The organism is Sphingomonas sp. (assembly GCF_017304635.1).
In the GTDB taxonomy this organism is placed as follows: domain Bacteria; phylum Pseudomonadota; class Alphaproteobacteria; order Sphingomonadales; family Sphingomonadaceae; genus Sphingomonas.
Genome location: NZ_JAFKMA010000001.1, coordinates 294648 through 305922, shown reverse-complemented (window position 1 = coordinate 305922; position 11275 = coordinate 294648). Strand labels below are relative to the sequence as shown.

Genomic DNA, 11275 nt, shown 5'->3' with positions numbered 1-11275 from the left:
GCGTGCGTTGATCGGTTTCGTCGGCAGCGCGCCCCTGCTGGTGGCGGCTGGCCAATCGAACTCGACACCACCACCTTCCACCGTCCTGTTCAAGGAATTCGCGGCCGCGCATTTCGGTCCGAATGTGCAACGGGTATACAGCGCGGGTTATGCAGCGGTGGGCCGCTATGCGGCGGCCTATGTGGTCGACCGCGGACAGGAGGACGTCTCGATCGCGGGTCAAGCGCTGCTTGCCAGCTTGCGGTCGCGCGGCGTGGAGAAGTCCGATATTGAATACGCGACCGAAAAGGTCCGACAGTTTGAAAGTCGCTTTCGCGCTCGCAGTGCAGACGGTAGATGGTTCGTGCTGAACGAGACCGATCCGACCGCGGGACATTTCGGCGCAGTCGGCGACGCGACCTATGACGCCGTCTCCGGGCTGTATCGAGGAACAGACGACACGGTCGCGTTGCAAGCGTTGGTCGACTGGAGCTTGTTCTGGGATCGCAAGACTGCGGTCATCCGCATCGGCGGCGGCGCCTATCGGACTACGCGCCCGATATATGTCGGCCGAAACACCGATTATCATAGCGTCACGATCGTCGGCGAAGGTGTTCCGTTCGGCCCCGGGTTTGCTGGTACCAAGCTGTTTGCGGATCACGATGCCGGGCCAGCGCTTGCACTCAGCGGCATCCTGCGCGGCGGCGTCCGCGATCTCGGGATATTCGGGAGCAGCGGTCATTGGATCGATTCCAACGGCCTCGGCCAACTCGGGCGAACGCCATCGGTCGACGACGTATCTTTGTCGACGTGGTCCAACCCAGCAACGCCGCGCCAAGCCGAAAGCCGATATGCGCCATATGCCGGCATCGCCATCGATCCTTTTCGCGGCAAACGTCCGCCGAATGGGTACGACGTCGAAAGCGACGTGCCGCGCTGGCTCGGAACTGCCGATCACTACGGTCAGGAGTTCGCAAGCACTGAACTGGCGATCGAAAGGGTAGCCGTACGCGGCTTCAATACCGCTTTCGCTGTTCAGCCTTGCGCAAGCGACGGCAATGGCGATTTCATACGATTTCGTGATTGCTCGGCCAACAGTTGCGTCCACGGGTGGAGCATCGGTAATTCGCAGTCACGCGCAGTCGAATTGCATACTTGCACCGCGAATGGCTTGCACACGGTAATCGATACCGCCGCACACGGCGCCCGTAATGGGTGCCTGCAAGGACGAGTGACCTTACTATCGGTCAGCAATGCGATCGGCATTTTCAATTTCAGCAACGGGCTTGCGACCGTTGGGCCCGCGATCTTCGAAAACCTATATTGCGAGGCGGTCTATCGCCTCGGAACACTCGGCGCTGGGAGTACGGCCGATTCCGCTCTGGCATTTGTCGACTGCCAGCTCGGTTTTCAGCTTGTCGGGCCACGCGGGATCCCGCGGTTCCTGTTGGGGTGCGAGCAGAATTCAGGCTATGGCCCAGGGGGAGCGCAAGGTCGCATACGGTTCGAACGATGCCGTTTCGCCGATTTCGGACCAGTTTTGACATTACTGGCCGCAACACGCTTCACCGATGCCTTAATCGATCCGATTGCAGGGAAGCCACAGGAACCTTGGCGCACCGAAGCGCTGCGATCGATGGCTGGAGGACTCATTACCGCAGGCCTCACGTTACCCGTTGCTGATGCAGACCTCCGCTACACCGACCCGACGAAACGGACGATCGAGACCATCGCGAATAGCGCGACAGTGTATAGCCCGGCTGCCACTCGCGGCGAAGAGCGCATCCGCAATCTCGATAAGGCAGCGTTCGAGCAAGTCCAATATGCGGCACCAGAATGGCGATTTACCCTGCCGGCCACCACAGCGCCGATCAAAGCAGGAGATATCATGCTTGATCTGACGAGCGGTCTAGTCTTTTTCGTTCGCGAAACTGCTTCAAGTGGCCTGTCCACAAGTGTCGTCGCCATTCAGCAAAACGCGCTCGACCGCTCCGGCTTCACGCGCTTCACATCGTTTGTTTCGACGGCGGGAGTCGTGGTATTAGCGTACTAATCGCGCCAGATGCCGCGCGTGTCATAACATGACTTGCCAGTCCGATCCGTGGACGAGACGGACTTAAACTGATCGTGGTCAACTAACAACAATACGATGTCGCAACGTCGGAGCGCGTCGTCCAGATCAACTAGCACAGCGCCCGATCCGGCGAGCGATCTTGGTAACGACGTAATATACGGTTCCACGATATCGACGCGATCGCCGAAATCACGAGCAAGTCTGGTCGCGATCTTGAGCGCTGGGCTCTCGCGCAGATCGTCGATATTCGCCTTAAATGCGAGCCCGCAACAAGCAATCCGTGCCCCAGGCTGGGCGATTGCCATCGCGCTAGCTTTTTCAATAACATATTCGATCTTGCCGTCATTCACCTCGCGCGCAGTTCGGATGAGCGGCGTGTTCTGGGGATCGGCATGCACGATGAACCAGGGGTCGACGGCGATACAATGCCCTCCCACGCCTGGCCCAGGGTTGAGGATGTTCACCCGCGGATGCCGATTGGCCAGACCGATTACGTCCCAGACATCAATTGTGCTCGTATCGCAGACGCGCGATAATTCGTTTGCGAAGGCGATGTTCACATCGCGAAACGCGTTTTCAGTAAGCTTGACCATTTCGGCAGTTCGCGCGGTCGTGACCACGCACTCGCCTTTGACGAACCGACGATAGAAGGTCGCCGCTCGTTCGGCGCATGCGGGCGTGATTCCACCGATGCAACGATCATTGGCGACCAATTCGACCATGATTCGTCCGGGGAGAACGCGTTCCGGGCAATAGCAGACCGCGATGTCGGCCTCGGCATGAGCCGCCGCTGGCAATACCAGATCGGGGCGAAGTTCCATCAGCAGATCGCGCACTTGTTCGGTCGTTCCGACAGGAGATGTCGATTCGACAATGACGATATCCCCCTGCTTAATGACAGGTGCAATGCCACGCGTAGCCGCCAAAACATAGCTGATATCAGGTACATATCCCGCACCGAACGGCGTGGGAACTGCGATAAGGAAGACATCCGCCGGCTGTGGCGCGATGGCGGCGCGTAGGCGACCGTTACGAACGGCCGTCGATACGGCCTCGTCGAGGTCAGCTTCTTCAATGTGGATACGGCCATCGGCGACAGTCGCAACGACATCCGGATTGACGTCAATCCCTAGCACTTCGCAGCCAGCGGCAGCAATCACCGCGGCCGTCGGCAAGCCGATATAGCCAAGACCGATAACCGAGACCTTTGGCGTCCGATCAGAGCTCATGCAATATTCCGTATGCAAGCGATATGAAGACATTCATGGAAAAACCTCATTCCCTACAGATTGATCGACCTCTGTCGCCGCAGTCCCGGCACTCCGCGGCCCGTTGCCAGATCGGCTCAATTTACGAAAGCTTTGTCGACCAAGCTCGGTTCTTGAGGACCTATAAGTCGGGGCGGTACCGAAGCATTAAGTCACCAGCTTTCCCGGATTGAACAGCCCCGCCGGATCCAGCGCGTGCCGGACCGCGCGCAACGCGGCGAGGCGGGCGGGCGGCGTGAGGCGTTCGAGCTCGGCGCGTTTCATCTGGCCGATACCGTGCTCGGCGGAGATCGAGCCGCCCGCCGCCACCACGAGGTCGTGGACGAGCCGCGTCGCCGCCGGGGCGTCGCCCTCCTCCCACGCTTCCTTGCTCGTCCCCGCGGGGGCGCGAACGTGGAAGTGGACGTTGCCGTCGCCGAGGTGCCCGAACGCCGTCGCAGTGGTGCCGGGAAAGCGCGCCTCGACCGTGCGGGCGGCGTCGATCATGAAATCGGGCATGGCGGCGACTGGTACCGATACGTCGTGCTGCGACGCCGGCCCGGCGGCGCGCTCCGCCTCAGGCAGCGATTCGCGGATCTTCCACAGCGCCTCGGCCTGTGCCTCGCTGGCGGCGATGACGGCGTCGCCGGCCACCCCTTCCGCCAGCGCCGGCGCGAGCAGGCGTTCGAGCAAGGCGGCGGGCGGCTCGTCATCGGCATTCGCCGCCACCGCCTCGATCAGCACATGCCATCGGTGCTCGCTTGCCAGCGGCGCGCGAGTCGCGGGGATGTGACGCAGCACTCGCCCCAGCGAGTCGCCCGACAGGATCTCGAAGCTCTCGACCGCATCGGTCGCGGCCTGCAACCGGCGGAGCAGCGTCAAGGCGGCATGCGGGCTGTCCAGCCCCGCCCAGGCGACCGTGCGACCGTGGATCGCCGGCGCCAGCCGCAGCGTCGCGGCCGTGACCAGCCCCAGCGTGCCCTCGGCGCCGATCAGCAGCTGGTTGAGGTCGTAGCCGCGATTGTCCTTCTTGAGTGCCGCCAGCCCCTCGTAGAGCGACCCGTCCGGCAACACCGCTTCGACGCCCGCGACCAATCCGCGCATCGTTCCCCAGCGCAGCACTTGCGTACCGCCGGCATTGGTCGACACCAGCCCGCCGATCGTCGCGCTGCCCCGCGCGCCCAGCGTCAGCGGAAAGCGGCGCCCGGCGGCGAGCGCCGCATCGTGCAGGTTGGACAGGATCACGCCGGCCTCGGCCACCGCCAGTCCGGCATCGGCATCCAGCGACCGGATGCGGTTCATGCGTCGCGTCGACAGGATCAGCGCGCTGCCATCGACGGGCGGGGTCGCCCCGCCGACCATCGAGGTGTTGCCGCCCTGCGGCACCAGTGCGACGTTGGTGGCATGAGCCATCGCGACGATCGCCGCTGCCTCGTCACGATCGGCGGGAGACAAGATCGCGGGCGCATGGCCGTGATATTTGCCGCGCCAGTCGGTTTCCCACGGAGCAATCGCATCGCGATCGACGATCGCCGCCTTGGCGCCGAACCGCGCGCGGACGTCGTCGATCAGGCTGGATTGGGCGGGCGTCATGCCGCCCGCCTGTCACTCTGTGCGGCGCGGCGCAAGGGCGCCTGCCGCCGGCTTACTGCCGCGACGACGGCGCCTGCTCGCCACCGGGAGCGCCACCCGGCGCGCCGCCGGGCGCACCACCTGGGCCGCCCGGACCACCCGCGCCGCCCATCATCTGCTGCTGCATCATGAACTGCTGGTACTGCTGCTGCGAGATGAAGGCCATCATGTCGATGTCGAACACCAGGTCGGAATTGCCCGGGATAACCACGACGCCCTGGCGATCGCGCTGGTCCTCGGTGCCGTAGCCGAGCTTGGCGGGGATCCAGACGCGGATCTTCTCGCCCTGGTTCATCAGCTTCAGCGCTTCGCTGAAGCCGGGCACCACGCCCGCGACCGGCATCGGCGCCTGCTTCTGCTTGTCGAAGGTGCGGCCGTTGGCGAGCCGTCCCTCATAGCCGATCAACGCGACGTCGGAATCGGTCGGGTGCGGCCCGGTGCCGGGGGTCAGGACCTTGTAGCGCAGGCCCGACGCGGTGGTCTGGATGCCCGATTCGCGCAGCGACTTCGTCCAGAAATCGTCACCCTGCCGCGCCAGCAGGAACGCCGCGGCGACCAGCACGGCGATCGCGACCCACAGCCACGTGAGGTAGCTGCGCTTGACGGGCTGAAGCGGAACGGCGGTCACGGTCATGCGAAGGGCCTCGACGGAAGAGGGCCGCGCGACGACCGCGGCCGGACACGCTGTTCTGGGTAGGTCGCGGGACCGCGGCTCGCAAGCCCCGCGGAGGACGGCTTACTTGACGCCGTCGCGCTCCATCCGCTTGCGCTCCATCTTGCGGGCGCGGCGGACGGCGGCGGCACGCTCGCGGGCGCGCTTCTCGCTGGGCTTCTCGTAATGACGGCGCAGCTTCATCTCGCGATACACGCCCTCGCGCTGCAGCTTCTTCTTGAGAGCCCGAAGCGCCTGATCGACATTGTTATCGCGCACGATGATTTGCATAAAATCCGTCAACTCCGAATCAAAAGGATATGGTCGCCAGCGGACGCAAGTCCGGACGTCAGGCCGGCGCCCCTATCAGCGTGGGGCACCAAAGGCAAGCGTGGGCACGCCTTACTCAAAATTGACAAACTTGACGGGGGTAGCAGTTCTTCGCGGCTGACGCTGCAAACGGCGAGTGACGACGACCCCAAAAAGCGCGGGCTGCTTACCACGACCGTGGTCGGTAGGAAACGGCGGCGGCGGTCTCGAGCATCGCCGGGATCGGCACGCCGAAGATGGCGGAGCGGGGGTAGCCGCCCGATCGCCGCGGTTTGCCTCCCGCCGCTTCGCTGGCTAAGCCGCCGCGCATGGCGCACGGCACCCCTCTCACCCTCTACAACAGCCTGACGCGGAGCCTCGAAACCTTCGTGCCGATCGATCCGGCGAACGTGCGCGTCTATTCGTGCGGGCCGACCGTCTACAACTACGCGCATATCGGCAATCTGCGCGCGTACGTCTTCACCGACACGCTGAGCCGGGTGCTGCGGTGGAAAAGGTATCCGCTCACCCACATCATCAACATCACCGATGTCGGGCACCTGACCAGCGACGCCGATGCCGGCGACGACAAGATGGAAGCGGCAGCGCGGGGCAGCGGGAAGAGCATCTGGGACATCGCCGCGCACTATACGGCGGCGTTCAAGCAGAACCTGGCCGACCTGAACATCGAACCGCCGACGCGCTGGGCCCTCGCGACCGATCATATCGCGGAGATGATCGCCTTTGGCGAACGGATCGCAGCAAAGCACTGCTACCAGCTGGAATCGGGTCTGTATTTCGACGTCTCGACCGTGCCCGATTACGGCCGGCTGGCGGGTGCGCAGGACGATGTGCGCGAGGGGCGGATCAATGCGGTCGCCGGTAAGCGGCATCCGCAGGACTTCGCGATCTGGCGCGCGTCGGGCGCGCACGAGAACCGGCAGATGGAATGGGATTCGCCCTGGGGTCGCGGCGCGCCGGGCTGGCATCTCGAATGTTCGGTGATGAGCGAGAAATATCTCGGCTCGCCGTTCGACATCCACACCGGCGGGATCGATCATCGCGAAATCCACCACCCCAACGAGATCGCGCAAAACCAGGCGCATTGTGGCTGCGCCGACACCGGGGCGAACTGGTGGATGCATAACAACTTCCTGGTCGAACGTGCTGGAAAGATGTCGAAATCGTCCGGCGAGTTCCGCACGTTGCAAACACTGATCGACGCCGGGGTTCATCCGCTCGCCTATCGCCTGATGTGCCTCCAGGCGCATTACCGGTCGGAACTGGAGTTCTCTGAGGAGAATTTGCTGGCGGCGCTGACCCGGCTCAAGCGGCTGGCGATCACCGTGGCGCAGCTGCGCGATCGCCCGCCTGCCCCGTCGGCCGGATCGGGCGACGCGTATCGCGAGCGGCTGGACCTGGCGGTGGCGGATGACCTCAACACGGCGAAGGCGCTCGTCGCGCTCGACGAATTGCTGGCCGACAAGAGGATCGCACCCGCCGACCGGCTGGCCGCGCTCGGCGATTTCGACGCGGTGCTCGGGCTTGGGCTGGCGACGCTGACGCGCGAGGACCTGCGCGTCCGGCCGGCCGGTGCTGCGATCGACGCCACCGCCATCGCTGCACACCTGAGCGAACGCCGTGAGGCGCGCGCCGCCGAGGATTTCGCCCGGTCCGACGCGATCCGCGACGAACTCGCCGCCGCCGGGGTCGAGGTGATGGACGGCGACCCGCTGGGCTGGGACTGGAGGCCGCAATTATGATCGCTCTGCTATTGGCGCTCGCGCAAGCGGCGGCGAACGAACCGATCCCCGACGACGTCGTCGTCGTCGCGACTCGCGACGCCTGCACCGTCCGCTTCGCCGACCGCGCGATGACCGACGCCGAGTTCAACGCGCGCGCCGCCGAGTGGAAGGGCGGCAAGCCCGTCCGCGTAATCTCGCGCGCCGACGCCGACCTCGCCTGCGTCCGCAAGATCGCATCGAAGCTGTTCGCGCGCGGCGTCACGCGGATCGATTTCGTCGACCCGCAGGGCAAGCCGAGCTTTCCGTTCGACCCGCCGGCCGGCCTGCCCCGCTACGATTCGCCGCTGGCCAGCGGCGGCAGCGATCACCAGTCGATATCGCAGGCGGCGGCCAGGCTGATCCTCCAGGGCCGCTGCGACGACGCGCGCAAGCTGGCACTCGACAAGGGCGATCTCGACGCCGCGGCCGCGGTGGTCACGGTGTGCCGCGCGCCGGGATGGTGAAGGTCGCTTGAACGCGGAATCCGCACCGCTAGATTGCCGCCAGATCAGAATCGGGGACGACGATGCGCGGACAGGTGCTGGGGGTCGATACGGCGACCGGCGAGGGACAGATTTCGGGTGACGATGGCCGCCGCTACGTCTTCCGGCCGGAGGATTGGAGCGACCGCGGGGGGCCATCGGTCGGCGCGCTGATCGATTTCGAGGCCGACGACCGCCACGCCCGGCGCATCTATCGCCAGCCCGGCACCCATGTCGCGACGGCAGCGCCCCCGGAAACCGACCGCAACAAGTACGTCGCCGCGCTCCTCGCGTTTTTCTTCGGCATCTTCGGGGTCCACCGTTTCTATCTCGGCCAGATCGGCAGCGGGATCGTCATGCTGTTGCTGACCTGCACGCTGGTCGGGGCGATCGCGACGGGCATCTGGGCGTTCATCGACATGATCCGCTACCTGATGATGTCGGACGCCGAATTCGCGTATCTCCATCGGCGCGATCGGCCGCGGTGAAGGCGGTCCTGCCCGCGCTCGCGCGCCCGTTGCTGGAGCCGCAACTGCCTGCGGGGGTCGAGCCCGCCTGGTTCACCTCCCCCGCCGACGCCAATGCGATGATCGCCTATGCGGACATCGCCTGGGTCGACATGCAGCCGACCGCGCTGACCGCGCAGGCGATCCGCCACGGCGAGCGGCTCAAATGGGTGTCGACCATCTATGCCGGGCTCGACGCCTTTCCGCTCGACCTGCTGAAGGCGCGCGGCACCATCCTGACCAATGGCGTCGGGATCAATGCGCTGGCGGTCGCCGAATATGCCGTGATGGGCGTGCTCGCCGCCGCCAAACGGTTCGACGAGGTGATCCGCGCGCGGGACCGCCACGACTGGCCGAACGACTCGCCCGGCAAGGTCGAATTGTTCGAGACGGAGGCGCTGGTCGTCGGGATGGGTGCGATCGGCACGTTGATCGGCGAGCGACTGGCGGCGTTCGGGGTGGCGGTCACCGGCGTCACGCGATCGGGCCGCGACGGCACGCTGACACCCGATCGGTGGCAGGCACGGCTCGGCGAGTTCGACTGGGTGATCCTCGCCGCGCCGTCGACCGATGCGACGAAGGCGATGATCGGCGCCGCTGAACTGGCGGCGATGAAGCCGAGCGCGTGGCTCATCAACATCGCCCGCGGCGACATGATCGAGGAAGCCGCGTTGCTCGACGCGCTGCACGGCCGCAGGATCGCCGGCGCGTTCCTCGATCCGACCCATCCCGAACCGCTACCGCCCGACCATCCGCTATGGGATGCACCCAATTGCATGATTACGATGCACCTGTCGGGACGGAGCCAGACGAAGATGTTCCCGCGCGCCGCGGCACTGTTCCTGCGCAACATCGCGGCGTTCGTCGCTGGCGAGCCGATGGAGAATGTGGTCGATCTCGACGCCGGCTATTAAGTCGATTTACCCAGAGATCGCCTGGCTTCATACGACGCATCGAGAAACATTTGCCTAAATTACCTTATCAGGGTAACGGCGCCGCATGACGACGACACTGGCAGGCGCCAAGATCCGCCGCTTCCGCGAGGAGCGTTCCCTCACCCGCGCTGCGTTCGGTGCGTGGTACGAGACCGCCGGCAGCACCGTTCAGGGCTGGGAAGAGGACGGCAAGCGCGCCTCGGCCAAGGTACTCAACCAGATCGCGGCGAACGGCATCGCGCACCACGCCGACTGGTACGTGTCGATCCCGGCCGCCGCCGGCGCGGCATCCGCGTGGAGCCCCGACAGCTGGAAGAATCACGAGGCGCGCCAGCTGCCGAACTATCCGGACGCCGCGGCACTCGACGCCGCGACGCAGCAGCTCGCAAGCTATCCGCCGTTGGTCTTCGCCGGCGAGGCGCGCAACCTGACCGCCGACCTGGCCAAGGTGGCGGAGGGCAAGGCCTTCCTGTTGCAGGGCGGCGACTGTGCGGAGAGTTTCGCCGAATTCCACCCCAACAACATTCGCGACACGTTCCGCGTCATCCTGCAGATGGCGGTCGTCCTGACCTATGCCTCGAAGCTGCCGGTGGTGAAGGTCGGCCGCATGGCGGGCCAGTTCGCCAAGCCGCGCAGCGCCGACACCGAGACGATCGACGGCGTCGAGTTGCCCTCCTACCGCGGCGACAACGTCAACGACATCGCCTTCACCCCGGCGGCGCGCGTGCCCGATCCGCAACGCATGCTACAGGGGTATCTGCAATCGGCGGCGACGCTCAACCTGCTGCGCGCGTTCGCGCAAGGGGGGTATGCGAACCTGCACCAGGTCCATCGCTGGACGCACGATTTTCTCGGCTCAAGCCCCTGGGCCAAGAAATACGAGGAAACCGCCGACCGCATCGGCGAGGCGCTCGAGTTCATGGAGGCGTGCGGGATCAACCCCGACACCGTGCCGCAACTCGGCCAGACGCAATTTTACACCAGCCATGAAGCGCTGCTGCTTCCCTACGAACAGGCGATGGCGCGGCAGGATTCGCTGACCGGCGACTGGTACGACACGTCGGCGCACATGGTGTGGATCGGCGACCGCACGCGCTTCGACGGCTCCGCGCATGTCGAATTCCTGCGCGGGATCGGCAACCCGATCGGGGTCAAGTGCGGGCCGAGCCTGGAGCCCGATCTGTTGCTGCGCCTGCTCGACGCGCTCAACCCGGGCCGCGCGGCGGGGCGGATGACGCTCATCACACGCTATGGCCACGACAAGATCGAGGACGGCCTGCCCAAGCTGGTCCGCGCGGTGAAGCGCGAAGGGCATCCGGTGGTGTGGAGTTGCGACCCGATGCACGGCAACGTCGTAAAGGCCACCAACGGCTACAAGACGCGGCCGTTCGATCGCATCCTTGCCGAAGTGCGCGGGTTCTTCGCGGTGCATCGGGCGGAGGGCACGGTCGCCGGCGGCATCCATGCCGAGATGACCGGCCAGAACGTCACCGAATGCACCGGCGGCGCGGTCGACGTGACCGAACTCAGCCTCGCCGACCGCTACCACACGCATTGCGACCCGCGCCTGAACGCGAGCCAAAGCCTCGAACTCGCGTTCCTGCTGGCGGAAATGCTCAACGCGGAACTGAAGGAGCGCGCGAAGGCGGCGGCGTGACCGCCGCCCTGCCCGTCT

General features: G+C 65.3%; 10 protein-coding genes. 6 read left to right on the top strand and 4 right to left on the bottom strand.

Translation table 11 applies throughout. The annotated features are described in order from the left end of the window. Positions 1 to 7 precede the first annotated feature (7 nt). A complete protein-coding gene (locus J0I47_RS01460) occupies positions 8 to 2032 on the top strand; it encodes a hypothetical protein (protein ID WP_294044665.1) in 2025 nt (674 codons plus the stop codon). Here the strand turns inward: J0I47_RS01460 and wecC are convergent. The 4 genes from wecC to rpsU all read right to left on the bottom strand — a co-directional run bounded on the left by wecC (position 2029) and on the right by rpsU (position 5875). Next, complete coding sequence (wecC, locus tag J0I47_RS01455) at positions 2029 to 3282, bottom strand: UDP-N-acetyl-D-mannosamine dehydrogenase (RefSeq protein WP_294044664.1); 1254 nt, start codon at positions 3280 to 3282, stop codon at positions 2029 to 2031. The genes J0I47_RS01460 and wecC overlap by 4 nt on opposite strands. Positions 3283 to 3468: 186 nt before the next feature. After that, complete coding sequence (locus J0I47_RS01450; protein WP_294044663.1) at positions 3469 to 4893, bottom strand: FAD-binding oxidoreductase; 1425 nt, start codon at positions 4891 to 4893, stop codon at positions 3469 to 3471. A gap of 52 nt (positions 4894 to 4945) precedes the next feature. Continuing rightward, on the bottom strand, positions 4946 to 5566 hold the full coding sequence (locus tag J0I47_RS01445; RefSeq protein WP_294044662.1) for an FKBP-type peptidyl-prolyl cis-trans isomerase: 621 nt from the start codon (positions 5564 to 5566) through the stop codon (positions 4946 to 4948). 102 nt (positions 5567 to 5668) lie between these two features. Beyond that, positions 5669 to 5875, bottom strand: coding sequence for a 30S ribosomal protein S21 (gene rpsU, locus J0I47_RS01440; protein WP_260021384.1), 207 nt, complete (start codon positions 5873 to 5875; stop codon positions 5669 to 5671). Between the two features lie 347 nt (positions 5876 to 6222). Between rpsU and cysS the strand changes: the two genes are divergently transcribed. From cysS to J0I47_RS01415, 5 genes are all read left to right on the top strand, one after another. Beyond that, on the top strand, positions 6223 to 7656 hold the full coding sequence (gene cysS / locus J0I47_RS01435; protein WP_294044661.1) for a cysteine--tRNA ligase: 1434 nt from the start codon (positions 6223 to 6225) through the stop codon (positions 7654 to 7656). Further along, positions 7653 to 8141: a hypothetical protein gene (locus J0I47_RS01430; RefSeq protein WP_294044660.1), complete on the top strand. Its 489-nt coding sequence runs from the start codon at positions 7653 to 7655 to the stop codon at positions 8139 to 8141. Before cysS ends, J0I47_RS01430 begins: the two co-directional genes overlap by 4 nt. 62 nt (positions 8142 to 8203) lie before the next feature. Then, positions 8204 to 8647, top strand: coding sequence for a TM2 domain-containing protein (locus J0I47_RS01425; RefSeq protein WP_294044659.1), 444 nt, complete (start codon positions 8204 to 8206; stop codon positions 8645 to 8647). After that, positions 8644 to 9579, top strand: a complete 936-nt coding sequence (locus J0I47_RS01420) for a D-2-hydroxyacid dehydrogenase (protein ID WP_294044658.1) — start codon at positions 8644 to 8646, stop codon at positions 9577 to 9579. Before J0I47_RS01425 ends, J0I47_RS01420 begins: the two co-directional genes overlap by 4 nt. A gap of 85 nt (positions 9580 to 9664) precedes the next feature. Next, on the top strand, positions 9665 to 11257 hold the full coding sequence (locus tag J0I47_RS01415; protein WP_294044657.1) for a class II 3-deoxy-7-phosphoheptulonate synthase: 1593 nt from the start codon (positions 9665 to 9667) through the stop codon (positions 11255 to 11257). Positions 11258 to 11275 lie beyond the last annotated feature (18 nt).